A 26,511-nucleotide genomic window follows, 5' to 3' on the forward strand; every position below is an offset into this window, starting at 1 on the left:
ATACAAGATGAACATGGAGGGGATGCCCGCAATGATCCACCTTTTCAGGCGGTCGATGTTCTGGACTACGCTGCTCGCAGCGCCGGTGCTGATCGGCGCCAGCCAAACACCCCCGACGCCGGCGTCCGCCCTTCCGGTCCCGGCCGTCTCCAACCCGGCCGACCCGCTCGTGGTCGAGCCGGGGACGGTGAGCGAGATCGTCCCGTTCATCCAGCCCTTTGACCTCGATGCCACGCGGCGGATGGCGGTGGAGGTGATGCTCGGCAGCGAAGGGCCGTTTTCCTTCCTGGTCGATACCGGCGCCGAACGGACGGTGATCGCGCGCGAACTCGCGACCCGGCTGGGATTGGTCGAAGGCGCCAAGCTGCGGCTCGCGACAATTGGCGGGTCGGCGATGGTGCCGAGTTTCCGCATTGCGGCGCTGCAAATGTCGAACCTGCACCTTACGGCGGTCGAGGCGCCCGCCTTTTATGGCCGCCATATCGGTGCTGCCGGGCTGATCGGCGTCGATATGCTCGAAGAACGCCGGGTGCTGATCGATTTCCGCAAGGAAACGATGCAAGTGCTGGAAACGCGGCGCCGCGCGCCGTCACTGATCAAGGACGATGACGCAATCGTCGTCACTGCGCGTAATTCGGCCGGCCGCCTGATCCTGTCCGACGCGCGGCTGAACGGCAAACGAATCGACGTGATCGTCGATACCGGCGCGCAGACCAGCGTCGGCAACATGGCGTTGCAAAGGCTGGTCGCCGACCGCCGCGCCAACCGCTTTCCCTTCGCTCCGACCGAGTTGACCGCGGTGACAGGTGAGGACGTCCCCGCCTTGCGCACCGCGATCAAGCGAATCGTCATCAGCGGGCTCGATATCAACGACCTCCCCGTCAGCTTTGCCGACAGTCAGGCTTTCCGCGCGCTGGGACTGCACGAACGCCCCGCGCTGTTGCTCGGCATGGACAGCCTGTCGCTGTTCGACCGGGTCGAAATCGATTTTCCGAACAAACGGGTCGTGTTTGATCTGCCCGATGGCGCGGAGCGCCAGACGGGGCGGCGCTTTGCCGCGAACTTGGTGATGCGGGGCAGCTAGGACGCTTGCGGGGAACCGACGGCGTTGCCATAGCGGCGCGATGTCCGCCGCAACGCCCTTTGCCTTTGCGGGTCAGTCCTTTCAGATGCTGGCCGACCGGGCGCTGTTCTGGCCGCGGCACGGCGCGCTGATCGTCGCCGACCTGCATCTGGAAAAGGCGAGCTGGTTTGCGGCGCTTGGCCAGCCGCTGCCGCCTTATGACAGTCATGATACGCTTGACCGGCTGGCGCAGCTGGCAACCGAAACCGGCGCGCGCGCAATCTGGTGCCTCGGCGACAGTTTTCACGACCGCCACGCCGCCAGCCGCATCGTTCCCGCGATCGCCGAGCGTCTGCGCGGACAGGCCGCCGCGACGCAGCTGCTGTGGATCGCGGGCAATCACGACGGGCTGACCGGCGGCGCGTGGGGCGGCGAGATCGCCGAAGAGCATATCGTCGATGACATCGTCTTTCGGCACCAGAGCCTGGCCGTCGAAACCCGGGCTGAAATATCAGGGCATTTCCACCCCAAGCTGCGGTTGAACGTCCGCGGCCGCCATGTCTCGCGCCCCTGTTTTGCGGGCGACGCGCAGCGGTTGATTCTGCCCGCCTTCGGCAGCCTGACCGGCGGACTCGCCGCCGACCACCCGGTGATCGCCGCAAATTTTTCCGGACCCTATCAGGCGATGCTGGTCGCGCGCGACCGCCGACTTTGCTTCCCGTGCCCGAGCGGCGCGCGCGATGACGCTACGGCAAGCCGCGTCCTCCGCGCAAACTAGCTGCTAAGCATCACCGAACGGGCGCTTTTTTGGCTGTGGCTGAAATGCATCACCCCGCCAAAAACGACGCAAATACGGGCCTTCCGCTGGATCAGGCACGCAATTGAGTTATGTTCTGAGGGCAACAAAAATAATGAAATGTTGAGAGGAGTGCCCGACATGAAATCATCTACCCTTTGTGCTGCGCGATTTATGCGCACTACTGCGCTCGGTGTGTCGATCGCAATGGCCGTGGTCGCTGCGCCCGCCTTTGCGCAGGACGCCCCGGCCGACGAGACCGTCGACGACAGCGACAACACCCCGATCATCGTCACCGCACAGGGCCGTTCGCAGCTCTTGTCCGACGTGCCGGTCGCAATCTCGGCGGTGAACGCCGAAACGCTGCAGAACAGCGGCGCCAATGACATCCGGCAACTCAACCAGCTCGCCCCCTCGCTGCTCGTTTCGTCGACCGGTTCGGAAGCCAATGGCTCGGCGCGCATCCGCGGCATCGGCACCGTCGGCGACAATCCCGGTCTCGAAAGCTCGGTTCCCGTATTTATCGACGGCGTTTATCGCTCGCGTTCGGGCATCGGCCTCAACGAACTTGGCGAAATCGACCGTATCGAAGTGCAGCGCGGGCCGCAGGGCACACTGGGCGGCCGCAACTCGTCGGCCGGGTTGATCAGCATCTATTCGAAAAAGCCCGCTTTCAGTTTCGGCGCTACGGGTGAGGTCACCTATGGCAATTACGACTATTGGCGCCTCGGCGGCAGCGTCACGGGTCCAATCAGCGACACGCTCGCCGCGCGTATCGACGGCGTGTGGGTGAAGCGGGACGGCTTTCTGCGCGATGCGAACAACAACCGCGACGTCAACAACCGCGACCGTTATTTCCTGCGCGGCCAGTTGCTGTTCGAACCGACCGACGCGCTTTCAATCCGCCTGATCGCCGATTATACCTCGCGCGACGAAGAGTGCTGCGGCGCGACCTATGTCGGCCCGACGGTCAACCCCTATATCGGCAATCTCAATACGCCGAGCAGCCCAGGGGCAGCAGCGACGCCGACGAGCAACAACATCATCAATGTTCTGCGCGACCTTGGCCAGCCGCTGGCGGCGTTCAACCAGGGCTATAGCCGCGACATCTCGGTCACCCCGGGCCGCAGCTTTGCTGGCGAGACCACCGATTACGGCTTCTCAGGCCAGATCGACTATGACTTCGGCGGCGCTACGCTGACCTCGATCACCGGCTACCGCGAATATCGGTCGAGCCAGGCGGGCGACGTCGATTATGGCACGGTCGATATCCTCTATCGCGCCCCGAGCGACGATGCCTACCGTCAGTTCCACACCTTTACCCAGGAACTGCGCCTGCAGGGCGAAGCCTTTGACGGCAAGCTCGACTGGCTGGTTGGCGGCTTTTACGCCAATGAAAAGCTGACCGTTCGCGACAATCTGCGCTTCGGCACGCAATATGGCCGTTTCGCAGCTTGCCGCCTTATAACAGGCACAGCGCTCGCGGGCCTTTATTCGCCGACCAACCCATCGTGCGTCATTCCCGGCGTAGGGCAGGCGACGCTCGCGGGTGCAACCGGCGCGTCGGGTCCGGATATCGTCGCAGCCTTAGCGGCGCTCGACGGCCTTAGCGATCGCGGCAGCATCAACGACCGTTACTTCCAGGAAGACAACAACTGGGCGCTGTTCACCCACAATATCTTCCACATCACCGACAAGCTCGATTTCACCTTTGGCCTGCGTTACACGAACGACAAGAAGAAGTTCGCGGCAACCTTTACCAACGACAACACGGTCTGCACTACCGTGCAGGGGCTGGTTCTCAACGATCTGACGACCACCACGGCCGGGACACCCACCCAGAGCGCCACCGCGCGCGCGCTGGCCGGCGCCCTCATCGGCCTCAGCTGTCAGGGCAATTCGACCGCCGAGCTCAACAATGTGTCGATCAACGACAAGCGCAGCGAGGATGAATTTACCGGCACGGCGATCCTCTCGTACAAGCCGATCGACGATCTGATGGTCTATGCGAGCTATTCGCGCGGCTACAAGGCGGGCGGTTTCAACCTCGACCGTTCGGCGCTCAAATCTCCGATTCTGCCGTTCGCGTCCTCGGGCGGAGCGCAGGCGCTGGTCAGTAACCTCCAATTCGACCCGGAAACGGTGCACAGCTATGAACTGGGCGCCAAATATTCGACCGGTCCGTTCGGCATGGGGCTGACCTTCTTCCGGTCGGACTTCTCGAGCTTCCAGCTGAACACGTTCAACGGCACCGTCTTCCTCGTGCAGAACGTCAACGGCTGCGATACCAGTCTGAACGGCGGCGACCGCGACCAGAGCAAGTTCGCCGGCGCGCCGAACTTCAACGCCGCGGCGGCGACCACCGGCGCCTGCGCGGCCGATGACGTCAGCTATGGCGTGCGGACCGAAGGTTTCGAACTCGAAGCTTCGCTCGTTCCGGCGCAGAGCTTCCGCATGACCGCGGGCCTGACCTATGCGAAGACGAAATATCGCAACGATCTGGTCGGCAATGACTCGGGCGCGCCGCTCGATCAGGCGCTCCGCCTGCTCCCGGGAAACAATCTGTCGAACGCGCCCGAACTGGTCGCCACCGGCAGCGTCGCCTGGACCCCTGACATCGGCAGCAGCGGCCTGACCGGCCTTGTCTATATCGATGGCCGCATGACCAGCGATTACAACACCGGTTCGGACCTGTTCCCCCAAAAGGCGCAGGACGGTTATGCCCTGTTCAACGCCCGCATCGGCATTCGCGGCCCCGACGAGAAATGGGGCATCGAATTCTGGGGCCAGAATATCTTCAACAAACAATATGCGCAGGTCGCGTTCAACTCACCGTTCCAGGAAGGCGCCACGTCGGCAACGACCGCTTTTGCCGACCCGCAGTACCCGGGCGGCCGCCAGATCTTCTCGCAGTTCCTGGCCGAGCCGCGGACCTATGGCGTGACGCTGCGCGGCAAGTTCTGACCGCTCATCATCTTGAAAACATTGAGGGCGGGACCATTGGTCCCGCCCTCTTTTTTTGCCCGCAGTGCGGCCGCGCAAGTGAACTCGTTGCTTCTGACAGCTGTGGCCAAAAAGCCGCGCTCGGCGCACAATGACGTTACGGCGCGGGCAGGTACTGGCCACCAACCGCGATGTCGTGATACGCTCGCGTTCAAATAAGAAATCGTGCTGCTCTCCCACCAAAAATTGTGCCGTGTGAGGAGGGCCAGATCCATGAAAAACACATCCAGATGTACCGCCAACCTGCTGCGCGCCAGCGCCGCGGGCCTGTCGCTGTCATTCGCCATGCTGGCGATGCCCGCCATGGCGCAGGACGCCGGCGCGGAGACCAGCGACGAAACGATCATCGTCACCGCCACGCGGCGCAGTGAGGCGCTGTCCGACGTGCCGATCGCCGTCTCGGCGGTCACCGGCGAAACCCTGGAAAAGACCGGCGCGACCGATGTGCGCGCGCTGGGGCAGGTGGCGCCGTCACTGCTGGTGTCCGGGGCCACGAGTGAGGTCAATTTTTCGGCACGCATCCGCGGCATCGGCACGGTGGGTGAAAATCCCGGGCTGGAATCGTCGGTCGGCCTGTTCATCGACGGCGTCTATCGCAGCCGCACCGGGGTCGGCCTGTCCGAACTCGGTGACATCGAACGCGTCGAAGTGCTCCGCGGGCCGCAGGGTACCTTGTTCGGTCGCAACTCGACCGCCGGGCTGATCAACATCGTCACCAAAGGCCCCGACCTCAGCGGTTTTGGCGCCAAGGGGTCGATCAGCTACGGCAATTATGACTATTGGCGCGTCGACGGCATGGTCAACGCGCCGCTGGGCGAAAAGGCCGCGGTGCGCGTCGACGGCGTCTGGCAACAGCGCGATGGTTTTATCAAGAATGCGACCGCGGGCGAGCCCGACATCAACGACCGCGATCGTTGGCTGGCGCGCGGCCAGTTGCTGCTCAAACCCAGCGAGACCATGAAGCTTCGCCTGATCGCCGATTATAGCGAGCGCAAGGAAAACTGCTGCGGCGGGGTCTTGCTCAATCCGGTGCGCAACCTGGCGCGCGGCGCCGACGGCTTTCCCGTCGCGTCGACGAACACGCTGCTCCCGGTGCTGCAGGCGCTCGGTGCCAACCATCAGGTGCCGCCGACGGGGACGAGCTACGTGCGCAGCCAGGCGACGACGCCGGGAGTCACCTATCGGTCGGACACCAAGGATTGGGGCGTGTCGGGCGAGGTCAGCTGGGAGCTGGGAACAGCATCGCTGACGTCGATCACCGCCTATCGCGACTACAAGAATGCGCAGGGCCAGGACGCCGATTTCAGCGCGCTCGACGTGCTGCGCCGCACCGACCTCGACCGCCGGTTCCGCCTGTTCACGCAGGAACTGCGGTTGCAGGGTGAGGCGTTCGACGGGCGGCTCGACTGGCTGGTCGGCGGCTATTACGCGAACGAGAAACTCAACGTCGACGACGACATCGTCTATGGCAATAATTACGAGCAATTCGCCAACTGCCTGCTCTTCGCCAGCGCGCTACCCACTGCCGTGCTGCCGTCGAACCCGCAATGCGTGAATGTCCCGGTGGTGCAAGGCACGATCACCGCGCTGTCGGGGCTTCCCGTCGGCGACCCGCGCCGCGCGTCGATCCCGCTTTTGTCAGCGTTGATCGCCAATCCGGCGCGCCCCGGCTTCGGGTCGCTCGCCGCCGCGCTCGGCCAGCCGACGCTGGCGATCAACGGCACCGGCAACCAAGGATCGACCTTTGCGCAGCAGAGCCGCAATTTTGCGGTCTTCACCCACAACAGCTTTGACATCATCGAGGATGCGCTGACCCTGACGGTCGGCGCGCGTTACACCAGCGAGCGCAAGACTCTGGATGCCGACGCCAATTTCAACAATTCCATCTGCTCGCTGGTGGTCAATTCGCCCTTCCAGTCGCTCGCGACCTTGCCGTGCGTCATCAATGGCACCGCGCCCGACCTGCCGCGCGGGAGCGCCGGGACGGTGTTCAAAGACAATGAGTGGACCGGCACTGCGGTGCTGAGCTGGAAACCGACCCCCGACGTGCTCGTCTATGGGTCGGCGTCGAAGGGCTATAAGGCCGGCGGGTTCAATCTCGATTTTTCGGCGCTCGACCGCACCTGCAACGTCACCTTTGACACCGCTTGCGCGGCGCGGCTGGCGCTGCCCGCCAATACGAGCGGCAACGGGCGCCCCGAGGCGAGCGACCTGCAATTCGCGAGCGAAAAGGTCGATGCGTATGAACTGGGCATCAAATATGACGGCCCCGGCTTCGATCTCAACATTGCCGCCTTTTATCAGGAATATAGCAATTACCAGCTCAATACCTTCAACGGTGTCAATTTCGAAGTCACCAATATCCAGGCGTGCAAGGACGATCTGGGTGGCACCGATGCCGACGGATCGGCGGCGACCGGCGGCTGTGCGGCCGATCGACTGAAACCTGGGGTACGGTCAAAGGGAGTCGAGATCGAAACCTTTATCCGCCCCGCCCGCTACCTGTCCGTCAACATGGGGCTGACCTATGTCGACACCCTCTATCGCCGCAATCTGGTCGGGACCGGCGGACGGCCGCTGTCGCCGGTGTTGTTCCAGCTGCCCGGCCGCGGCGTGTCAAACGCGCCGCGCTATGTCGCGACCGCAGGCGTCAGCTGGACTCCGCCGATCGGCAATTCGGGAATGAGCGCGCTCATCTATGTCGACACACGCCTGCAGAGCGACACCAACACCGGCTCGGATCTTGATGTCGAAAAGATTCAGGACGGCTTTGCGGTCTTTAACGGACGACTAGGCCTCTACGGCCCCGACCGCCGCTGGGGCATCGAGCTGTGGGGTCAGAATCTGTTCAACAAGAAATATTACCAGATCGGCGCCGACATGCCGCTGCAGGGTGGCGGCACCTTCCGCGCCGTGGCGGCGCCCGCGGCGAGCGGGCTCAGCGGCACCGCCAACCAGCTGTTCGTTGGCTTCCCCGGCGAACCGCGCACCTATGGCGTAACGCTACGCGGCCAATTCTGATCCGACCTCTCCCACTCCCCCATGCGGGGAGGACGAGGGAGGGCCTGTCGCAGCCGGGCACTGTTGCGTCAGGCCCTTTCCTTTGGGCAAAATCCTCCTGTCGCTTTCGTGATCCCGGGCTTGGCTCGGAATCCCGCGTTTCACCGCCTCGTCGCCAGAGCGACGCCCCGGATCAAGTCCGGAGTGACGATGAAAGAAGTGGCTCCTGTTGAGAGAATGCCGCGCTACCGCGCCCGCGCCGCCTGATGCGCGATGTCGGTCATCAGCTTGCGGAACAGTACCCCGCCAGGCGTCCCGGATGATTTGAGCGCGCGTTCGCAATCGATGAGCCGGCTCATCAACCGCGCGACGCGCACCGAATCCCAGATGTGCAGCTGCGCGGTCACTGCATCGCGTTCTTTCCAGAAAATGCCGCTGGTTCGCGCCGCGACGACGGTCGCCGGATGCGCCCCGGCATCGACTTCGGCGCGCAGCCGCGCCAGCGCCATGGCGCGGATCGCCAGCGCGCGGATGATGCGGATTTCGGCGACGCCGACCGCGGTCGCTTTCGCCAGCATCGCGGGCAGGTCGCGCACCTTGCCGCCCAGCGCGACATTGATGCACTCGCTGACGTCTTCCTCATGCGTCGCAGCGCCCAGCACGGCGATGTCGGCGGCGGTGACCTGCCGCTGGCGATCCGCCGCAGCGTCCAGATACAACGCCATCTTTTCGATCTCGCGCCGCATCAGCGCCTGATCGCTCGAGACCAGATCGATGAGCAGTTGCGCCTCGGCATTGGCAAGCCGCAACCCCTGTTCCTCGGCCGCCGCCATCGCGATGCCGACAAGCGCGCGGCGGTCGGGCTGGTAGCAGATCGCGGCGACGGCGTGGTTCGAGCCTTCGACCAACTTGACCAGTTTCGACTTGGCGGTGACCGACGCGCCGGTCGCGATCACCGGGTTGATGACCGTGTCGGCGGCGAGCAGCGCCTCGACTGCGGCGACGCTGTCGTCGCCGCTGCCGGTGAGTTCGAGGCGGATGATCCGCGCCGATGAAAACAGCGACATCGACGCAGCTTCGGCGGCGAGCAGTGAAGGATCCTGCGCGAGCTGCGATCCCGACAGGTCGACGCGTTCGGCATCCCTGCCCGCAAGCCCGACCAGATGGCCCGCCACCGCAGCCATCGTCGCCTCGTCGGGACCGGTCAGCAGCGTGAAACGAAGCGCGGGATCGAGGCGCGACTGGCGTTCGAGGTCGGCAGGCTTGACCGTCTTCATCGACGGTTACGGGGTCGGCGTCGGCGTCGCCGCTGGCGCCTCGGTCGCTGTCCGGCCGCCGCCGCGATCGGCGAACACCGCTAGTCGCGTGACGATCTGGTCCGAAATTCCCGACGCGAGCCGTTCGAGCGCCGACGATTCGGCAGCGATCGTCGCATATTCGCTGCCAACGACGTCGATCCCGGCGTCCTGCGCGGCGGTCGCGTCGAGCAGCACTTCGCCGCTCGCGGCATCGACGAGCTGGTAGCGCGCACGCAAGGTGCGGCGTTCGCGCGTCACCGCGTCGTCGGCGCGGACGCCGAAACCGGTGATCGAGTCTTCGAGCCGGACGTCGAGGCGCAGGCGTTTGCCGGCACCTTGCCCGCCCTGCGTCGCCTGCAAGCGGTCGCGCAGTGCGTTGCGGACGAGCCAGCCACTATGCCCCTCGATCGGTGCGACATCGACATCGGCGAGCACCGTCGCCACCGCACCGCGGCTGCCGTTCGCGTAAAGCGGACGCAACCCGCAGCCGCTGACCAGCAGCGAGGCGGCGACGAGCGAAGAGGTGAGGAGGTTACGCATCGCCGACACTATTGACCCTTATCCCCGTTCGTGTCGAGCAAAGTCGAGACACCCCGAAGGCGCGCACGAACGATGGGCATATCGATTTCGCTCGATGCGAACGGACGTGGAGATGCGATAGAATTCATTTTCTAAGGTACGATATTCACCAAACGGTCGGGGACCACAATCACCTTCTTCGGCGTCGCGCCGCCGAGCAGTTCGGCGATGCGCGGACGCGCGAGCGCCGCAGCTTCGACCGTGTCCTTGTCGAGGCCTTTGGCGAGCGTCATCGTATCACGCAGCTTGCCCGCCATCTGGATCGCGATCGTCACTTCGTCATCAACGAGCAGCGCCGGATCGGCGGTCGGCCATGCGGCGTCGGCAATCAGCGTCGTCACGCGCTGCTGCGCCGGGAGCGCGGCCCATGCTTCCTCGGCGAGATGCGGCATCATCGGCGCAACGAGGCGAATCAGCGTCAGGCACGCCTCGGCGCGGGTTGCCGAGGGTTTCGCCTTTTCGATGTCGTTGGCGAGCGCATGGATTTTGGCGACGGCCTTGTTAAAGCCAAGCGCTTCGATGTCGGTCCCGACCCCGGCAATCGCCTGATGCAGCTTGCGCGCCAGTGCTTTGTCTTCGCCGCCGTCGCCGATATTTTCGGTGTCGCCGAACAGCCGCCACAGCCGCTGGACGAAACGCCACGCGCCCTCGATCCCCGCCTCGCTCCACGGCAGGTCGCGCTCGGGCGGGCTATCGGACAGCATGAACCAGCGCGCTGCGTCGGCGCCATATTGATCGAGGATCGCGTCGGGATCGACAACATTCTTCTTCGACTTCGACATCTTGATGACGCGGCCGACCTGCACTGCGGCCGCATCGGCGGTCAACGTCGCACCGTCGGCGGTGCGAGTGATCTCGTCGGGGGTGAAATAGAGCGGCGGCAGGCCTTCACCTTGCTCGCGGCTGTAGGTCTCGTGCGTCACCATGCCCTGCGTGAACAGGCTGGCAAAAGGTTCGACGATGTCGATCATCCCCATCTTGTGGAGCGCGCGGGTCCAGAAGCGCGCGTAGAGCAGGTGGAGGATCGCATGTTCGACGCCGCCGATATACTGATCGACGGGCAGCCAGCGGCGAACGACGTCGGGATCGAACGGCCGGTCGCTCGGCGAACTCGCAAAGCGCAGGAAATACCACGACGAATCGACAAAGGTGTCGAGCGTATCGGTTTCGCGCACGGCATCGCCGCCGCACGACGGACAGCGGACATGCTTCCACGTCGGATGGCGATCGAGCGGATTGCCGGAGATCGAGAAATCGACATCCTCGGGCAGCACGACGGGGAGCTGATCCTTGGGTACCGGCACCGTGCCGCAGCTGTGGCAGTGGATGAACGGGATCGGGGTGCCCCAGTAACGCTGGCGCGACACGCCCCAGTCGCGCAGACGCCACACCGTGGTACCCTTGCCCCAACCCTCATGCTCGGCGCGAGAAACGATCGCGGCCTTCGCCTCGTCGATCGTCATGCCGTCGAGGAAGTGGCTGTTCACCAGCTTGCCGGGACCGGTATAGGCTTCGTCACCGGTGAAGTGGTGCGCGGTCTCGTCGCTGTCGGCGATCACACGATAGACGGGCAATTCATATTTGCGCGCGAAATCGAGATCGCGCTGATCGTGCGCAGGGCAGCCGAAGATCGCGCCGGTGCCATAGTCCATGAGCACATAGTTCACGACCCAGACGGGCAGGTGCAACGCCGGGTCGAGCGGATGCTCGACCGTCAGGCCGGTGTCGAAGCCAAGCTTCTCTCCGGTTTCGAGCTGTTCGGCCGAGGTCCCCTGACGGCGGCATTCGGCGATGAATTCGGCGAGTTCGGGCGCGTCCTGCGCCATTCTTTCGGCCATCGGATGATCGGGCGAGATCGCGGCAAAGCTCGCCCCGAACAGGGTGTCGGGCCGCGTCGTGAAGACGTCGAAACCCGCAGCGCCGCCGACAAGCTTGAAGGAAAATTCCAACCCCTGCGACTTGCCGATCCAGTTTTCCTGCATCAGCCGGACCTTGTCGGGCCAGCTGTCGAGGCCGCCCAATCCTTCGAGCAGATCGTCAGCAAAGTCGGTGATCTTGAGGAACCACTGCGACAGTTTTTTCTTCTCGACCAGCGCGCCCGAACGCCAGCCGCGGCCGTCGATCACCTGTTCATTGGCGAGCACGGTCATGTCGACCGGGTCCCAGTTCACGTAGCTTTCCTTGCGCGTCACCAGTCCCGCGGCGAACAGGTCGAGGAACAACGCCTGTTCCTGGCCATAATAATCGGGATCGCACGTCGCGAGCTCGCGGCTCCAGTCGATCGCGAGGCCGAGGCGTTTGAGCTGGCCGCGCATCGAAGCGATATTGTCGCGTGTCCAGCCGCCGGGGTGGACGCCCTTTTCCATCGCGGCATTTTCGGCGGGCATCCCGAAGGCGTCCCAGCCCATCGGATGCAGCACGTCGTGGCCGGTCATCCGTTTGAAACGCGCGAGGACGTCGCCCATCGCATAGTTGCGGACATGCCCCATATGGATGCGTCCCGAGGGATAAGGGAACATCTCGAGGATATAAGCCTTGGGCTTGTCCGCCGTATCGGTGGTGGCAAAGCTGTTCGCCGCCTCCCACGCCGCTTGCCAGCGGGCGTCGGCGGCGAGGGCGCCAAAGCGCGGTTCGCGGGTCATTCGTCGGTTACCCCGTTTGTCTGTTTGTCGGCGCGAACCCGCGCCGCCGGATTAGCCCTCGATGGCGGAGCGCCGCAAATCGCGCGCGCGCGTGAGGATGATTTCCTCGAGCTTCTGGACCGTCGCCGCTTGCACCGGCGCATCGACCCAGGTGCCGCCCTGCGCGACCTGGCGCGAAGCGGCGACGCGCAGCGCGTCGGCACGCAGATCGCGGTCGAGGATCGACACCGTCACCTTCATTCGCTCGCCGGGGTTGCCCGGGTTCGCATACCAATCGGTGATGATCACCCCCCCCGACGAATCGGCCTGGAGCAGCGGCATGAACGACAAGGCGTCGAGCGAGGCGCGCCACAAATAGCTGTTGACGCCGATCGTCGTCACCTGGCTGGCGGCGAGGTCGGCGCGCGGCCGATCCTTGCTGGCGCACGCCGAAAGTCCGAGCGCGGCAAGCCCGATCAGCGCGAACGCGATCGGACGGCGACCGCGCGAAGCAAGGACGGAAAGCTGGGACATGCCGAAAACACCTTATCTTTTTGGGCGCTGCCGGATCGAAAGACCCGCGCGGCGCAGAACGGAATTGCCAGCGTCTCTATCGCCCTTGCCGCCGGCCCGCAAGCGCGGCAATTTCGCCCGTGTCGCGGTTCAGAGTCTGGTCAGATTTGCAGCCGACTGTGGTGATCGCGCAACAATTTCACCCAAAAGCGGTTCTGCTGTAAGAATTTGCTGGGATTCACTGGCAAAATCGTCACAGGGGGCCTATCTCCTGAATCACTTGGGGTTGGAGTCGCAGGGTTATGACGCGGAAACCGCGGCATTTTTGGAAAGGCAGTCTCACCGCTTTGGCGGTCGTTTCGCTTGCCTTGCCGCCTGCGCTCGCCGCGATGTCGCGCTCTGAGCGGATTCGCGACACCGCTTTGTCCGAAACGCTGCTCGGCCAGTTCACCCCGGCATCGGGCGATCCGCGCCTGATCGCGCGTTACGCCAAAATGTCGGCCGAACAGCGCCGCAGCTTCAGCTTCACCCCCGCGCTGACTGATGACAGCCGCAAGAACCGCGCGATCACCGTCGTGATTCGCGCCCGGGACGATGCATCGAGCGCCGCGCGCACCTCGGCGCTGGCCGCGGGGCGCACCGCGCCGATCGCGATTACCCCGGTAGCCTATAATCTGGGCGCGTCGGTCGGGTTCGAGAAATTCGTTACGCCATCGCTGCCGCGCGGCACCGATCTGCGCAACCTGCCGGTCGCCAAGGCACCCGAACAGACCGAGAAGAAGTCGCGTTTTGCGACGCGGATGATCAACCGGCCCGCCGACCCGAGCGGCGCGACCGACCGCATCACCGCGCCGGGCGAGGCGGCCGCGGTCGATGTCGTCAGCAGCTATCGCCTGACCAAGAATATCGATGTCACCGCCGGTGTCCGCTATCGCAGCGACGACCGTGTCGAACCGCTGACCGATGCCCGCCGCGACAGTCAGGCGGTCTATGTCGGAACCGCGTTCCGCTTCTGACGCATTCGGCGCTTCGTCGCCGCTTTTTCCCATGCATCGATCGCCGCCCAGCCGGGGTTGATGCCGCTTGTTTGGCGCTTATGCTGTCGCGCCCGTTCGGCGGTCATTCCGCCCAAGGCGATGGATTGCATTCCAGACAAGCGCGCCAGCCGCAACCACGCTGCCGAGCCGAGCGACGCGCCCCCAGGATGCGAGCGCGTCGCATTGAGCGGCGAAATGAAAGCGCCGTCGGCGTTCGCACGGCGCGCGCGGCGAGCCTCTTGCGCGTCGTGCACCGGCATTGTCATCACCAGGCCGAGCCGGATCGCCTGCGCCGCCCGGCGCGCATCATGCTGGCGAAGGTGGACGCCATCGGCGCCCCAGCGTCGCGCGATTTCCGGCGTACCTGCCAACAGCACGGTCAGGCCCCGCGTCCGCGCCACGCGCATCAGCCGCCGCAACAGGCGCCAGCGCGCTCCGGGACCAAGACTGTCGTGGCGCAGGACGATCCCGCTGCCGGGCGGCAGCATTGCCGCGAGCCCAACGACTCCGACCGTCAGCCGTTCGTCGCTGAACAGCCATTGCGGCGGCAGGGGGTGGCGTCGGACCATCGCCCTTCCTATAGGCGCGTCGCAGGCGCACGCAACGCGCCGGGATGGGACGACCGATGAGCGACGCGGCGGACAGACTGACCGATGTACAGGCAAAGATCACCGACGCGGCAACGCGCGCGCAACGGCGCGCCGACGACATCTGCCTGATCGCTGTCACGAAAACGCACGATGCCGCCGCGATTCGCCCGCTGATCGCCGCGGGCCAGCGCCATTTCGGCGAGAACCGGGTGCAGGAAGCCGCGGCGAAATGGCCCGACTTGCGCGCCGGAACCCCCGACATCAAGCTCCACCTGATCGGCCAGCTGCAATCGAACAAGGCCGAGGAAGCCGTGGCGCTGTTCGATGCGATCCATTCGGTCGATCGCAGCTCGCTGGTGCAGGCGATTGCAAAAGCCTGTGAAAGGGCGGGCAAGCAGCCGCAGCTGTTCGTGCAGGTCAATGTCGGCGACGAGGAGCAGAAGGGTGGCTGCAAGGTTGCCGACCTTCCCGCGTTGCTGGCGGAAGCCATGGCGGCAGGTCTTAAGATCGACGGCCTCATGGCAATCCCCCCCGCGGACATCGAACCCGCACCCTTCTTTGCTCTGCTCGATGAATTGGCGCAGCGGAACGGCCTTGCGGGGCGGTCGATGGGGATGAGCGGCGATTATGAAACCGCAGTGATGCTGGGTGCGACGCATGTTCGCGTCGGTACGGCGTTGTTCGGGGTGCGCGGATAGGCCAATGGCTTGCGCCGGGGAACGTAATGGCGGCTCCGCACCCTAAAGCAGGCGCTGGCCCTACTGATACTCGACCGTCACCGGAATCCGCCCGCGATAGTCGCCGTCGTCAGCGCCCGCGATCTGCAACCGACCGCCGAAGCGGAATTGCAGGCGGCCGTCGGGGCCGAGTCGCGGTGCTGCGGACAGGTCGGTGGTCAGGTCGGTGACGCGCGCGGTGCGGCCGTGGCCACCTTCCAGATCGACGCTGGTCGGCAGGATGACGCGCACTTCGGCGCCGGGAGCGCCGCGCACGGTGACAGTGCCGGTCAGCGCGAAGCCGCCGAGATCGACGACGTCGCCGCTGAGGCGGCGCGCCCCCGATACCGGATCGACCGCGACCTCGCCGCCCATCGCGCCGACCGCGATGCGGCCCATGTCGAGCCGGGTTTCGACCTCGACGCGCAGCGGCTCCTGCGCCTCGCGCGCCGCCGCGCTGCCCGCCTTGTCCGGCGCGCACAGCAGGCACTGCGCCGACGCCGCGGGCGCGCTGGCGACAGCCAACGCAAAGACAAGGAAAAGGCGCAGTTTCACAGCTCTACACATAGCCGCACGATGGTTAACCCGGCGTAAAACGCCAGCGCCGCTAATCGCTGGATAGTTTTGCGCTTTTCGGCCACATGTGCGCGATGACCACACCCCTGCCGTCCCCCCGGCTGAACGCGCTCGCCACCGCTGTGCCGGGCCACGACATCCATCAGGCCTTTATCGATTGGGCGACCCCGCGGCTCGCCGACGAGCGCGTGCGCGCAGTCTTTTCCCGGATGACCGCGCGGTCGGGGATCGGCCATCGCTGGTCGGTGCTGCCCCCCACGGCGGCGGGCGGATCGCCGGTGGCGGCGGGCGGGTTTTACGATGTTGCCGGGCTGCCGCCAACTTCGGCGCGGATGCGCGCCTATGCCGAACATGCGCCCGACCTTGCCATGCAGGCGATTGCCGCGCTCGGCGATGCGTTCGATGCGGCGCGGATCACCCATATTGTCGTTGCGAGCTGCACCGGCTTTGTCGCTCCGGGGATCGACCAGATCCTCGCGCGGCGGCTGGGGCTGGCGACGACAGTAGAGCGGGTGCTGATCGGTTTCATGGGCTGTTACGCCGGGGTCACCGCGCTGCGCACCGCGCGGCATATCGTGCGTTCAGAGCCGCAATCGGTCGTTCTGGTCGTCAGCGTCGAGCTGTCGACGTTGCACCTGCAACTCGCAGACGCCCCCGAACCTTTGCTCGCGATGCTGCAATTCAGCGACGGCGCTGCAGCGGCGATCGTCTCGGCCGACCCCATCGGGTTCGAACTGGGCGAAGGCGCGAGTCTGGCGCTGGAGGACAGCGCCGAGCTGATCCGCTGGGACATCGGAGACACCGGCTTTGCGATGCAATTGTCGGGCGAAGTGCCGGGACGGCTCCGCGACGCCTTAGCCGCCCCAGCAGTGCGCCATCAGCTGTTCGGTGCGGGCGATCCGCCGCCGCTGCTCGCGGTCCATGCCGGCGGACGTTCGGTGCTCGACGCGGTCGAACATGCGGTAGGCGTCCCCACCGAGGCGCTCGCCGACAGCCGCGATGTGCTCGCGCGCTTCGGCAATATGTCGTCGGCGACCATCCTGTTCGTGCTCGCCGAAATGATGGCGCGCGATGCTAAGGGCGAAGGGCTGGCGATCGCTTTCGGCCCGGGACTCGCCGCTGAAGCGATCCGCTTCTCCGCGGCATGAACCTCTTCACCAGTCTTCGGGCGCCGATCGACGCCGAGGAAGAGATGGACGCGGTCGAGCTGGCTCCGGCACGCTACGCCACGGTGCTTGCCGACCTGTCGCGAATCAATGCGCTGACGTTGGCAGCGCGCCCGACGCTCGGTTTTCTGGACCGCGTCGCCGCGCGCGCGATTGACGACCAGCCCTGGCGTATCCTCGACGTCGGCTTTGGCAGTGGCGATATGCTGGCGCAGATCGACCGTTGGGGGACAAAGCGCGGCGTCGCGCTCGACCTGGTCGGGATCGATCTCAACCCGAAAAGCGCCCCGGTTGCCGACGCACGGCTGGGTGGGCGGGCGCAGCTGGTTACCGGTGATTACCGCGATCTGGCGGGGCATGGGTGGGACATCATCCTCTCCAGCCTCGTCACCCATCATATGACGCCTGTCCAGCGCACCGAATTCCTGCGCTTCATGGATGCCGAGAGCGCGCGCGGCTGGCTGGTCAACGACCTCCACCGTCAGCGCCTGCCCTTTGCCGGTTATCCGCTGCTCGCGACGCTGGCGCTCGTCGATCCTATCGTCCGCCGCGATGGGCAATTGTCGATCGGGCGCAGCTTCCGCCGCGCCGAATGGCGGGCGATGCTTGCTGAAGCGCTGCCCGAAACGTCGGACCACGCGCGCATCTTCAGGAGCTTCCCCTATCGCCTTTGCGTCGAGCGGATAAGGTGACCGACGCAATCGTCGTCGGCGCCGGACCGGCCGGGACTGCCGCAGCGATCGGGCTGGCGCGTGCCGATGCCAAGGTGCTGCTGCTCGAGCGGACGCGCGCGACCGGCGACGCGCTGTGCGGCGGGTTTTTAAGCTGGCAGTCGCTCGCGCGGCTCGACGCGCTTGGGATCGACCGCGCCGCGCTGGGCGGGCAGCAGGTGGGACGGGTGCGACTATTTGCCGGGTCACGCCATAGCGAGACCATCCTGCCGCACGCCGCGATGGGCGTATCGCGCCGCCGTCTCGATACGGTCTTGCAGGCAGCGGCGGTCGCGGCGGGGGCTGATCTGCAGCGCGGGGTCCATGCGACGACGATCGACGGCGCCACGGTCCAGACGCGCGATGGCGCGACGCTCGCCGCGCATGCGCTCTTCCTCGCCGCGGGCAAGCATGGCTTTCGCGGCCAGCCGCGCGAGCCCGCGTCCTGGCAAATACACGATCCGGTCATGGGCTTGCGGCTGCGGCTGCCGCCCCATGCCGCGCTCGACCGACTGATCGGCGACGCCGTCGAGCTGCACCTGTTCGACCGCGGCTATGCCGGGCTGGTGCGGCAGGAGGACGGCAGCGCGAACCTGTGCCTCGCGACCCACAAATCGCGGCTCGATGAGACCGGTGGGGATCCCGCCAGCTTGCTCCGCGCGCTGGGCGAAACACATCCGGTGCTCGGCGAGCGATTGGCCTATGCCGACTGGTCGTGCGGGATCGATGCGATCGGGCACGTCCCCTATGGCTGGCGCACCGCCGACACCGCGCCAGGTCTGTTTCGTCTCGGCGACCAGGCGGGGGTGATCCCCAGCCTTGCCGGCGAGGGCATGGGGCTCGCGCTCGCCAGCGGCGACGCGGCAGCGGCGGCATGGCGTCACGGCGGGGCGGACGCCGCGCCCGCGTTCCAGCGCCGGCTGGCAGCGCGTATGGCGCGACCTTTTGCCATCGCCAACGCCGTCTGGCGCGCCGGGGAGAATCCCCGCATTGCGGGCGTATTGACGTCGCTGGCTTCCTCCTTCCCGTCGCTCGTTCGCTGGGCCTCTCAAGCAACGCGGATTGCGGACGGTTGAGCACGCCCCCCTTGCAGCGGCATGATTTCGATCCGATATTGGCGCCAACAACGGCGCCGCCGCACATCGGCCTGCCCTCTGGGAGACATCCATCATGACCGATCCGAAACCCGACGCCGCGCTCGACCCGATGGCGCATCATGTGCTGCGCGAAGGTGGCACCGAGCGCGCCTTCACCGGAAAATATACCGATCATAAGGGCGACGGGCTGTACCGCTGCGCCGGATGCGGTGAGCCCCTGTTCGACAGCCGCACCAAATATGACAGCGGGTCGGGCTGGCCCAGCTATACCGCGCCCGCCGAAGGTGGTGCGGTCAAGGAACTGACCGACACGAGCCACGGCATGGTCCGCACCGAAGTGCGCTGCGCCAAATGCGAGGGCCACCTCGGCCATGTCTTCCCCGACGGCCCCGGCCCGACCGGGCTGCGTTATTGCATCAACAGCGCGGCGCTTGACTTCGCGGGTCGCGGGCAGGATGACGCCAAGACCGACGCAGGCTGAACCACCTGTCGCCGGGGGGCTGACGTCGAACGGGCTGTCGCGACAGGGCGCAGCGATGGAAGGAATACACCGCTTTGCGCCGCGAACGACAGCCGTCATCGTCAGGAAAATCATCATCTTCGGGCAAAGGCCCTCGCACCTCCGACACCGGCGAGCCATCGCGCTTTCGGGTCTGGGTGCGGCGGCTGTTTCGCTGGGGATTGGGCCTCGCGGTCGTCGGCCTTGTCGCGCTGGCGGTGGCGGTTGGCATCGCCACGCAGCGGATGCCAAGCTTTGAGGAGCTCAAGAAATCACCCGCCGGCCAGACGATCCGCGTCCGCGCCGCCGACGGCACCGTCTTTCTGTCGATCGGCCCCAATTACGGCCGCTGGCTGTCGCTGCGCGAAACGCCGCAGGTGATGCAGGACGCGATGGTCGCGGTCGAGGACAGGCGCTTTCGCTACCACCCCGGACTCGACCCGGTCGGCATGGCGCGCGCCGCGGTCGTTGCGGTGCAGAACCGCGGCAGCGGACGGCGGTTGCAAGGCGCCTCGACGATCACCCAGCAGCTGGCGCGCAACGTCTTTCTGTCGAACAGCTATGATTTCCGCCGCAAGGCGCGCGAAATGATCCTTTCGCTCGCGCTCGAATGGAAATTTTCGAAGGACGAAATCCTCGAACTCTATCTGAACAAGGTCTATTTCGGCGGCGGCAGTTACGGCATCGACGCCGCCTCGCGCCGCTTTTTCGGGCATAGCGCGACCGAAATGTCGCTCTCCGAGGCGGCAGTGGTCGCGGGGCTGGTCAAGGCACCGTCGCGCTATTCGCCCACCGCCGATGCGTCCGCCGCGCTGGGCCGCGCCGGAGTCGTGCTGAGCGTGATGGTCGATGCCGGGGTGATCACCCAGAGCCAGGCCGACAGCGCCGAACCCGCCGACGTCAAACTGGCGCAGGAAACTGGCCAGAACAGCGCGCGCTATTTCAGCGACTGGGCCTTGCCGCAGCTCGACATGCTGATCGATGAGGGCAGCGAAGCGCTCGACGTGTACACGACGATCGACCTCAATATGCAACGCGCCGCAACCGCATCGATCCAGGCGAACACCCCGCGCGGGGTGCAGGGCGCGCTCGTGTCGATCGACCGCGACGGCGCCGTGCGCGCCATGGTCGGCGGCATCGACTATGTCACCTCCAACTATAATCGCGCGACGCAGGCGCTGCGCCAGCCGGGGTCGGCGTGGAAATTGTTCGTCTATATGGCGGCGCTCGAAGCGGGCTATAAGGTCGACGATCCTGTCGTGGATGAACCGGTGACAATCAACGGCTGGTCACCCCGCAACTCGTCAGGACGGTTTGCCGGCACGATGGATCTGCGCAGCGCCTTTGCCTATTCGGTCAACACTGTCGCGGCCAAGCTGGGCGACGAGGTCGGTTTCTCGGCCGTCGCCAATATGGCGCGGCGGTTCGGCATCACCACCCCGGTGAACACCCATCCGTCGATGGTGCTGGGCAGCGCCGAAGTGCGCGTGATCGACATGGCCGCCGCCTTTGCCGCGGTGTCGCGCGGCGGCATTTCGGTCGAACCCTATGGGATCACCAAGGTGACGACCGCCGACGGTCGCTTGCTCTATCAGCGCCCCGCCGAACGCGGCCAGGTGCTCGTTGACAATTGGGTCGCCGCCGGGATCACCGACCTGCTGCAGACCGCGGTCAATACCGGCACCGGCCGCGCTGCCCAGATCGGTCGCCCCGTCGCGGGAAAGACCGGGACGACGACGAGCAACAAGGATGGCTGGTTCCTTGGTTTTTCGAGCGGGCTGACCACCGGGGTGTGGATGGGCCGCGATGATGCGAAGGCGGTCGGCGGGCTGCAAGGTGGCCGCGCCCCGGCGCAGGCCTTTGCCGATTATATGCGCGTCGCGGTGGCGCGGCGCCCGGTCGAAGCGTTCGACACCGAGGTGGTGCTGCCCGAATGGCAGCTCGAAGACGAAGGCGAGGCCTATCTTGGCGAGCCCGGCGAAGGCGCCCTCGTCGACGAAAATGGCATGCCGATTGAGCTGCCATATGACATGCGCCCGCCCGAAGAAGCCGCCCCGCCACCGCCCGAAGACGGCCCGGTGCTCGACCAGCAATGGATCGAGGAGCAGACCGGCAGGCGCGGGCCTGGCGATACAAGTTCTGCGCCCAGAAATGGCGCACCACCGAAAACGCCGCCACCGGTGGCAAAAGCGCCAGCGCAGCGACCGCCACCCGCTGAGTTCAACTAGGGCCTAGGCAGCGAAGCGGTAGCGGTGGAGGCTGCGCCCTTCGCGGCGCAGCCAGCTGCGCGCCGCAGCGACATCGCCGTCGTGCAGATGGTCGACTAGCGCGTGGAAGGCGGGGCCATGATCCATATGTTCGAGATGTGCGACCTCGTGCGCCACCGTTGCGCGGCGGACATGATCCGGCGCCATCACCAGCCGCCAACTGTAGCGCAGATCGCCGTCATGGGTGCAGCTGCCCCATCGGCTCCGCGGATCGCCGACGCCAATGCGACCGACGGCGAGACCAGCCCGCGCGGCAATCTCACGGCTCTCGAGCTCCAGCAACGCCAGCGCCTGGCTCTTTAACCAGCGTTCGACCCGGCGTCCGACCGTTTCGGCGGGGCCGCCGACGCGCAGCGCGTCAGGATCGAGACCGATCGCGCGCGGTGCCGTCGGCATCCAGTCGATCTGGCGATCGATACCCAGAAACGGTATCGATGTGCCGGGGCCGACGATCACAGGCAACGCTGCCTTCCCGACCTGTTCGGCCAACCACGCCTGTTGTTCGCTCGCCCATTTGAGCGCCGCGCGGACATTGGTGCGGCGCGGCACCGTCAGTCGCAGCTGGCCACGCGCCGCGTCAAAGACAAGCCGGTAGCGCCGCGACTGGGCATGCTGGACGACGCGCACCGGCCAGGCATCGTCGCCGACCCGGATGTGCGGGCCCTCGGCGTGCGAATCAAACAATGCGTTCGACAAGATGATTTTCCAGCGAGCCCGCGACATCTTCGCTGACCGTCCAGCCGGCGATCGACTGGCCCGCGCGGTGGACCGCATCGCGATCGCCGCACACGAGATAATGCCATGCGGGCAAGGGCTCACTCCCCGCGCGCAGGCGATAGGCACAGCTTCGCGGCAACCACTCGATGTCGGCGACCTTCGCTTTGGTCAGCGTGAGGCAGTCGGGGACATGGCGGCGGCGGTGCTTGTAATCACCGCAACGCGCGGTGGTGAGGTCGAGCAGACGGCACGCCACGTTCGTCGGATAGATCCGCCCGGTATCCTCGTCCTCGACCTTGTGAAGGCAGCATTTGCCGCACCCGTCGCACAAGGCTTCCCATTGCCCCGCATCAAGGCTCGCGAGCGGCGCTTCCCAAAAGGGGCGTGGCGCCGCGCCCCCGGTCACCGGACCCATTTCGCCAGATCGACGGCCACCGCAGCAGGCGCCCCCTCGTCGGCATCGGTCGACGGATCGTCGAGCGGCAGCAGCGCGAGCGGCTTGCCCGCCGGGTCCATCAGGAAGGCGAGCTGGCTGTGCGCCATCAGATAGCGGTCGGGGGCGGAGCCATCGACTTTGTTATAGGTGACGACATAAGCTTTGGCGACCGCGGCAATCTGTTCGGGGGTGCCGGTCAGCCCGAGCAGACGCGGATGATAGCGCGCCACAAAGGGCTTGAGCGCCGCGGGCGTATCGCGCGCCGGATCGACGGTGATGAACAGCGGCGCGATCTTGGCCCCGCGCGCCGGGTCGGCCTTTTCGTACTGCGCCAGCCCGCGCATCAGTTTTTGCAAATCGACCGGGCAGATATCGGGGCAGAAGCTGTAGCCAAAATAGACGAGGCGGTATTTGCCGGCAAAATCCGTGTCGCGGACGGTCTTGCCATTCTGGTCGGTGAGCGTGAACGGCCCGCCGATGCGCGCGCCTTCGAGCGGCGGGGTCGCCGGCGGCGCGTCGGCCGGAGCGTTGCATCCCGCCAGCATCGTGCCAAAAGCAACGATCAGGCTTGCACGTACGAGCTTTTGTCCCATATTCGCGATATTCATCATGGGGCCAGCCTTGGTCGGCTAGCCCGTGAAAATCAACCATTGTCGTCGCGGCGTTGCGACGGTCTTTGCCAGGGGTCCCCCAAATCATGTTCCGACGCGCGGAGTTCCGCCTCGCCGCCTTCCTGTTGGCCCTCGTCGCTACGGCGGCCCTAATCCACGGCCCCGTTCAGGCGCAGTTCCGCGGCGGCTATGCTTTTTTACAAGCGGTCGAGAGCCGCGACGGAACCAAAGCGACCGAGGCGCTGAACAACGATAACACCCTGATCAACACCCGGCATCCCGAATCGGGCGAGACCGCACTTGCTATCGTCGCGAAGCGCCGCGATGCCACTTGGCTGCGTTTTCTGCTCGCGAAAGACGCCGACCCGGCGATCGCCGACCGCCAGGGCATGACCCCGCTGATGCACGCCGCGCTGCTCAACTTCACTGACGGCGCGCAGGAATTGCTCGATGCCAAGGCGCCGGTCGATCAGACCAACCGTCGCGGCGAAACCGCGCTCATTCTCGCCGTTCAGACCAAGAATGTCGCGATGGTCCGCCTGTTGATGCGCAGCGGCGCCAACCCCGACAAAGCCGACCATACCACGGGCATGAGCGCGCGCGCCTATGCCAAGCGCGACGACCGCACCGGGCAGCTTATCACAATCCTCGACGCGAAAGTCGATGGGCCGGGACGTGACCTGGGGCCGAGCATCGGACCAAATTGATCTCGCAAATGTGATATCGTGGTTGACAATCACACTGCAGTGTGAAACATTGCTTGCATGTCCACACAACTCATCGAGCGCATCCGCGCTATCGTCGACGACGGATCCATGTCGCGCTCGGGCCTCGCGCGCGCCTCGGGTCTGCACGCGAACAGCCTGCGTGACCTCGATTCGCCCGGCTGGAACCCCACCGCAGAAACCTTGCGAAAGCTGGAAAACTGGCTTGCGCACGGCAGCGATCTGTCGCCGATGGCAACCCCCGAAGAGATTATTGCCGAGGCGCGCAACGGTCGGATGTTCATCCTGGTCGACGACGAGGACCGCGAAAATGAGGGCGATCTGGTCATTCCGGCGCAGATGGCGACCCCCGATGCGGTCAATTTTATGGCGACGCATGGCCGCGGGCTGATCTGCCTGACGCTGACCAAGGCGCGCGTCGATCAGCTCGGGCTGGAGCTGATGAGCCGACAGAACGGCACCCGCCACGAAACCGCCTTCACCACTTCGGTCGAGGCGCGCGAGGGGGTGACCACCGGCATTTCCGCCGCCGACCGCGCCCGTACCGTTTCAGTGGCAATTGACGCATCCAAGGGCCGCGACGACATCGTCACCCCCGGCCATGTCTTCCCGCTGATCGCGCGCGACGGCGGCGTGCTGGTGCGCGCCGGGCATACCGAGGCGTCGGTCGACATCGCGCGCCTCGCCGGGCTCAACCCGTCGGGGGTGATCTGCGAGATCATGAACGACGACGGGTCGATGGCGCGGCTCGACGACCTGGTCCCGTTTGCGCGGCGCCACGGGCTGAAGATCGGGACGATCGCCGACCTGATCGCCTATCGCCACCGCAACGACCGGCTGATCGAATGCGTTTCCGACGATCCATTCGAATCGGATTATGGCGGCGACTGGCGGCTGAAATCCTATCGCAACAAGATCGACGGCAGCGTCAATCTGGTGTTGCAAAAGGGCGCGGTCGATCCCGCCGGGGTGACGCTGGTCCGCATGCATCCAGTGTCGATCTTTGACGACATCATGGGGCGCCCGGGGCCGAAGAAGCGCCGCCTGCAACGCTCGATGGAGGCGGTGGGCGAAGCCGGGTCGGGCGTCATCGTCATGTTGATGCGGCCATTGCCCGGATCAGCCGCAGCCGAAGAGATTCCGCCGCCGACCGGCGGCATGGACCTGCGCACCTATGGCATCGGCGCCCAGATTCTGGCCGACCTGGGCGTCCACGAAATGGAATTGTTGACGCCGTCGCACAATAATCTTGTCGGGTTGGAGGGCTATGGCCTGTCGGTCGTAGGCGAACGCTCGATCCCGGGGGAGGCCGCATAATGGCGCATATACTCATTGTCGAAGCCCGTTTTTATTCAGAGCTCAACGACATGCTGCTCGACGGCGTGCGCAGCGCGCTCGACGCCGGGGGCCACAGCCATGAAACGGTGACCGTCCCCGGCGCGCTCGAAGTTCCCGCGGCGATTTCGCTCGCCGCCGATACCGGCCGCTACGACGCCTATGTCGCGCTCGGCGTTGTGATTCGCGGCGAGACCTATCATTTCGAAGTCGTGTCGAACGAGAGCGCGCGCGGCATCATGGCGCTGACGCTGGACGGCTTGGCGATCGGAAATGGCATCCTCACGGTCGAGAATGACGAACAGGCGCTTGCGCGCGCCGACAAGACGCGCAAGGATAAGGGCGGCGAAGCGGCAAAGGCCGCGCTCGCCATGCTGGCCCTGAAGGAACAATTCGGCATTGGTTGATCGCCCGCCCCCCAGCCGTTTTTCCGTCGTCGAGCGCGGCGGACGGCTGGTGGTTATCGACAAGGAAACCGGCCAGACCCCGCTGAGCGCCGCCGAGCGCATGGAAATTCATGATCGTAATTTGGGCATCGAACCGGTTCGCTCCGAACGACGCGCCAGTGCGCCCGACCTGTCGGCCGCGGCCCGCGCCGAATCGGGGCTAAGTGCCCGTCCGGCGCCGAACCATCCCCAAGCACCAACCCCCGTCTCCGCCAAGCCGCGCGCTGTCACCGCGGCGGCCGAGCGCGGCAAGCGACCTTGGTCGCCAGCACCGGGCGATCGGCCTGCGCTGAAGGCCAACACGCCCGCCCGCATCCCGAGCCGCCCGGCCCCGCAAAGCGGCAGCCGCAAAACGATTGTCACCGGTAAATGGTGGGACGCCAAAGGTCCGCGAACCATCGAACTGAGTGCGAAGGGTCAGCAGACGCTAAGCGGAGGTTTTTTGACGCTGTTCGTCATTATGGTGATGGCAGCGATCGTCGTGCTGTTCATCCAGCCTTTGCTGCTGTTCGTCGGCGCCTTCCTGCTGTTCCGTTTCGGCAGCAACATCCTCGGCCCGCTCGGCGCCGGGATCGTCGACAAGGCGATAGCGGAACAGGGTTAGCCCGACTTCCACCAACCAGTTTCCGTCATTGCGAGGAGCCGAAGGCGACGCGGCACTCCAGAGTGACTTAAACCGCTCTGGAGTGCTTCGCTTCCTTGCAATGACG

24 protein-coding genes are annotated in these 26,511 nt (G+C 65.6%); 15 read left to right on the forward strand and 9 right to left on the reverse strand.

Annotation, left to right across the window (positions count from 1 at the left end; translation table 11 throughout):
* The first annotated feature begins 31 nt into the window (after window positions 1-31).
* The 4 genes from IPF76_RS04250 (at window position 32) to IPF76_RS04265 (ending at window position 7,883) form a co-directional block, all read left to right on the forward strand.
* Entirely contained in the window at window positions 32-1,084 is a 1,053-nt protein-coding gene (locus IPF76_RS04250) for a retroviral-like aspartic protease family protein (protein WP_293840093.1), read from the forward strand.
* Window positions 1,085-1,124: 40 nt separating this feature from the next.
* Window positions 1,125-1,841, forward strand: coding sequence for a ligase-associated DNA damage response endonuclease PdeM (gene pdeM, locus IPF76_RS04255; protein ID WP_293840096.1), 717 nt, complete (start codon window positions 1,125-1,127; stop codon window positions 1,839-1,841).
* 159 nt (window positions 1,842-2,000) lie between these two features.
* Entirely contained in the window at window positions 2,001-4,823 is a 2,823-nt protein-coding gene (locus IPF76_RS04260) for a TonB-dependent receptor (protein WP_293840099.1), read from the forward strand.
* Window positions 4,824-5,075: 252 nt separating this feature from the next.
* On the forward strand, window positions 5,076-7,883 hold the full coding sequence (locus IPF76_RS04265; protein ID WP_293840102.1) for a TonB-dependent receptor: 2,808 nt from the start codon (window positions 5,076-5,078) through the stop codon (window positions 7,881-7,883).
* A gap of 224 nt (window positions 7,884-8,107) precedes the next feature.
* Here the strand turns inward: IPF76_RS04265 and holA are convergent, their stop codons facing one another.
* The 4 genes from holA to IPF76_RS04285 all read right to left on the reverse strand — a co-directional run bounded on the left by holA (window position 8,108) and on the right by IPF76_RS04285 (window position 12,894).
* Window positions 8,108-9,139 (reverse strand): DNA polymerase III subunit delta, encoded by a 1,032-nt coding sequence (gene holA / locus IPF76_RS04270; RefSeq protein WP_293840104.1) that lies wholly within the window; start codon window positions 9,137-9,139, stop codon window positions 8,108-8,110.
* A gap of 6 nt (window positions 9,140-9,145) precedes the next feature.
* Window positions 9,146-9,700 (reverse strand): LPS assembly lipoprotein LptE, encoded by a 555-nt coding sequence (gene lptE / locus IPF76_RS04275; RefSeq protein WP_293840106.1) that lies wholly within the window; start codon window positions 9,698-9,700, stop codon window positions 9,146-9,148.
* Window positions 9,701-9,831: 131 nt separating this feature from the next.
* The gene (leuS, locus tag IPF76_RS04280) at window positions 9,832-12,381 is read right to left on the reverse strand and encodes a leucine--tRNA ligase (protein WP_293840108.1); all 2,550 of its coding nucleotides are present in this window, start codon (window positions 12,379-12,381) and stop codon (window positions 9,832-9,834) included.
* 51 nt (window positions 12,382-12,432) lie between these two features.
* Window positions 12,433-12,894 (reverse strand): DUF3576 domain-containing protein, encoded by a 462-nt coding sequence (locus tag IPF76_RS04285; protein ID WP_293840110.1) that lies wholly within the window; start codon window positions 12,892-12,894, stop codon window positions 12,433-12,435.
* Between the two features lie 281 nt (window positions 12,895-13,175).
* Here IPF76_RS04285 and IPF76_RS04290 point away from each other — a divergent pair, with 281 nt between their 5' ends.
* Window positions 13,176-13,889, forward strand: a complete 714-nt coding sequence (locus IPF76_RS04290) for a hypothetical protein (protein WP_293840112.1) — start codon at window positions 13,176-13,178, stop codon at window positions 13,887-13,889.
* On the opposite strand, the gene IPF76_RS04295 is transcribed toward IPF76_RS04290, so the two are convergent.
* A complete protein-coding gene (locus IPF76_RS04295) occupies window positions 13,862-14,479 on the reverse strand; it encodes a thiamine phosphate synthase (protein WP_293840114.1) in 618 nt (205 codons plus the stop codon). The genes IPF76_RS04290 and IPF76_RS04295 overlap by 28 nt on opposite strands.
* A 56-nt stretch (window positions 14,480-14,535) precedes the next feature.
* On the opposite strand from IPF76_RS04295, the gene IPF76_RS04300 reads away from it, so the two are divergent.
* Entirely contained in the window at window positions 14,536-15,198 is a 663-nt protein-coding gene (locus IPF76_RS04300; protein WP_293840117.1) for a YggS family pyridoxal phosphate-dependent enzyme, read from the forward strand.
* 60 nt (window positions 15,199-15,258) lie between these two features.
* Here the strand turns inward: IPF76_RS04300 and IPF76_RS04305 are convergent, their stop codons facing one another.
* Entirely contained in the window at window positions 15,259-15,771 is a 513-nt protein-coding gene (locus IPF76_RS04305; RefSeq protein WP_293840119.1) for a DUF4402 domain-containing protein, read from the reverse strand.
* Between the two features lie 86 nt (window positions 15,772-15,857).
* Between IPF76_RS04305 and IPF76_RS04310 the strand changes: the two genes are divergently transcribed.
* The 5 genes from IPF76_RS04310 to IPF76_RS04330 all read left to right on the forward strand — a co-directional run bounded on the left by IPF76_RS04310 (window position 15,858) and on the right by IPF76_RS04330 (window position 21,492).
* A complete protein-coding gene (locus IPF76_RS04310; RefSeq protein WP_293840121.1) occupies window positions 15,858-16,940 on the forward strand; it encodes a type III polyketide synthase in 1,083 nt (360 codons plus the stop codon).
* Window positions 16,937-17,650, forward strand: a complete 714-nt coding sequence (locus IPF76_RS04315; protein ID WP_293840123.1) for a methyltransferase domain-containing protein — start codon at window positions 16,937-16,939, stop codon at window positions 17,648-17,650. The genes IPF76_RS04310 and IPF76_RS04315 overlap by 4 nt, the downstream gene beginning before the upstream one ends.
* Window positions 17,647-18,744 (forward strand): FAD-dependent monooxygenase, encoded by a 1,098-nt coding sequence (locus IPF76_RS04320; protein ID WP_293840126.1) that lies wholly within the window; start codon window positions 17,647-17,649, stop codon window positions 18,742-18,744. Before IPF76_RS04315 ends, IPF76_RS04320 begins: the two co-directional genes overlap by 4 nt.
* 94 nt (window positions 18,745-18,838) lie before the next feature.
* Window positions 18,839-19,246 carry a peptide-methionine (R)-S-oxide reductase MsrB gene (msrB, locus tag IPF76_RS04325; RefSeq protein WP_293840128.1) on the forward strand — a complete coding sequence of 136 codons (408 nt, stop codon included), beginning with the start codon at window positions 18,839-18,841 and terminating at the stop codon, window positions 19,244-19,246.
* A 176-nt stretch (window positions 19,247-19,422) separates the two neighbouring features.
* The gene (locus IPF76_RS04330; protein WP_293840130.1) at window positions 19,423-21,492 is read left to right on the forward strand and encodes a PBP1A family penicillin-binding protein; all 2,070 of its coding nucleotides are present in this window, start codon (window positions 19,423-19,425) and stop codon (window positions 21,490-21,492) included.
* A 3-nt stretch (window positions 21,493-21,495) separates the two neighbouring features.
* Here the strand turns inward: IPF76_RS04330 and IPF76_RS04335 are convergent, their stop codons facing one another.
* The 3 genes from IPF76_RS04335 to IPF76_RS04345 are packed head-to-tail and all read right to left on the reverse strand — an operon-like array spanning window position 21,496 to window position 23,295.
* Complete coding sequence (locus tag IPF76_RS04335; protein ID WP_293840133.1) at window positions 21,496-22,227, reverse strand: M48 family metallopeptidase; 732 nt, start codon at window positions 22,225-22,227, stop codon at window positions 21,496-21,498.
* Window positions 22,208-22,654: a YcgN family cysteine cluster protein gene (locus IPF76_RS04340; RefSeq protein WP_293840135.1), complete on the reverse strand. Its 447-nt coding sequence runs from the start codon at window positions 22,652-22,654 to the stop codon at window positions 22,208-22,210. The genes IPF76_RS04335 and IPF76_RS04340 overlap by 20 nt, the downstream gene beginning before the upstream one ends.
* Window positions 22,651-23,295: an SCO family protein gene (locus IPF76_RS04345; protein ID WP_293840138.1), complete on the reverse strand. Its 645-nt coding sequence runs from the start codon at window positions 23,293-23,295 to the stop codon at window positions 22,651-22,653. Before IPF76_RS04345 ends, IPF76_RS04340 begins: the two co-directional genes overlap by 4 nt.
* 86 nt (window positions 23,296-23,381) lie before the next feature.
* On the opposite strand from IPF76_RS04345, the gene IPF76_RS04350 reads away from it, so the two are divergent.
* Genes IPF76_RS04350 through IPF76_RS04365 form a run of 4 tightly spaced genes read left to right on the forward strand, consistent with a single transcriptional unit; the run spans window position 23,382 to window position 26,405 of the window.
* A complete protein-coding gene (locus IPF76_RS04350; protein ID WP_293840140.1) occupies window positions 23,382-24,002 on the forward strand; it encodes an ankyrin repeat domain-containing protein in 621 nt (206 codons plus the stop codon).
* A 57-nt stretch (window positions 24,003-24,059) separates the two neighbouring features.
* A complete protein-coding gene (gene ribB, locus IPF76_RS04355; RefSeq protein WP_293840143.1) occupies window positions 24,060-25,337 on the forward strand; it encodes a 3,4-dihydroxy-2-butanone-4-phosphate synthase in 1,278 nt (425 codons plus the stop codon).
* A complete protein-coding gene (gene ribH / locus IPF76_RS04360; protein ID WP_293840145.1) occupies window positions 25,337-25,762 on the forward strand; it encodes a 6,7-dimethyl-8-ribityllumazine synthase in 426 nt (141 codons plus the stop codon). The genes ribB and ribH overlap by 1 nt, the downstream gene beginning before the upstream one ends.
* On the forward strand, window positions 25,755-26,405 hold the full coding sequence (locus IPF76_RS04365; RefSeq protein WP_293840147.1) for a hypothetical protein: 651 nt from the start codon (window positions 25,755-25,757) through the stop codon (window positions 26,403-26,405). The genes ribH and IPF76_RS04365 overlap by 8 nt, the downstream gene beginning before the upstream one ends.
* The last annotated feature ends 106 nt before the right edge of the window (window positions 26,406-26,511 follow it).

The organism is Sphingopyxis sp. (assembly GCF_016704835.1).
Taxonomy (GTDB): Bacteria; Pseudomonadota; Alphaproteobacteria; order Sphingomonadales; family Sphingomonadaceae; genus Sphingopyxis.

Excerpts from the sequence above, each read along its gene's own strand:
- IPF76_RS04315 (WP_293840123.1), top strand. The coding sequence starts at position 16,937 with ATGAACCTCTTCACCAGTCTTCGGGCGCCGATCGACGCCGAGGAAGAG.
- IPF76_RS04310 (WP_293840121.1), top strand. The coding sequence starts at position 15,858 with ATGTGCGCGATGACCACACCCCTGCCGTCCCCCCGGCTGAACGCGCTC.
- lptE (WP_293840106.1), bottom strand. The coding sequence starts at position 9,700 with ATGCGTAACCTCCTCACCTCTTCGCTCGTCGCCGCCTCGCTGCTGGTC.
- ribB (WP_293840143.1), top strand. The coding sequence starts at position 24,060 with ATGTCCACACAACTCATCGAGCGCATCCGCGCTATCGTCGACGACGGA.
- holA (WP_293840104.1), bottom strand. The coding sequence starts at position 9,139 with ATGAAGACGGTCAAGCCTGCCGACCTCGAACGCCAGTCGCGCCTCGAT.
- IPF76_RS04290 (WP_293840112.1), top strand. The coding sequence starts at position 13,176 with ATGACGCGGAAACCGCGGCATTTTTGGAAAGGCAGTCTCACCGCTTTG.
- IPF76_RS04345 (WP_293840138.1), bottom strand. The coding sequence starts at position 23,295 with ATGATGAATATCGCGAATATGGGACAAAAGCTCGTACGTGCAAGCCTG.
- ribH (WP_293840145.1), top strand. The coding sequence starts at position 25,337 with ATGGCGCATATACTCATTGTCGAAGCCCGTTTTTATTCAGAGCTCAAC.
- msrB (WP_293840128.1), top strand. The coding sequence starts at position 18,839 with ATGACCGATCCGAAACCCGACGCCGCGCTCGACCCGATGGCGCATCAT.
- IPF76_RS04300 (WP_293840117.1), top strand. The coding sequence starts at position 14,536 with ATGAGCGACGCGGCGGACAGACTGACCGATGTACAGGCAAAGATCACC.
- IPF76_RS04350 (WP_293840140.1), top strand. The coding sequence starts at position 23,382 with ATGTTCCGACGCGCGGAGTTCCGCCTCGCCGCCTTCCTGTTGGCCCTC.
- leuS (WP_293840108.1), bottom strand. The coding sequence starts at position 12,381 with ATGACCCGCGAACCGCGCTTTGGCGCCCTCGCCGCCGACGCCCGCTGG.
- IPF76_RS04260 (WP_293840099.1), top strand. The coding sequence starts at position 2,001 with ATGAAATCATCTACCCTTTGTGCTGCGCGATTTATGCGCACTACTGCG.
- IPF76_RS04265 (WP_293840102.1), top strand. The coding sequence starts at position 5,076 with ATGAAAAACACATCCAGATGTACCGCCAACCTGCTGCGCGCCAGCGCC.
- IPF76_RS04295 (WP_293840114.1), bottom strand. The coding sequence starts at position 14,479 with ATGGTCCGACGCCACCCCCTGCCGCCGCAATGGCTGTTCAGCGACGAA.
- IPF76_RS04250 (WP_293840093.1), top strand. The coding sequence starts at position 32 with ATGATCCACCTTTTCAGGCGGTCGATGTTCTGGACTACGCTGCTCGCA.
- IPF76_RS04285 (WP_293840110.1), bottom strand. The coding sequence starts at position 12,894 with ATGTCCCAGCTTTCCGTCCTTGCTTCGCGCGGTCGCCGTCCGATCGCG.
- pdeM (WP_293840096.1), top strand. The coding sequence starts at position 1,125 with ATGTCCGCCGCAACGCCCTTTGCCTTTGCGGGTCAGTCCTTTCAGATG.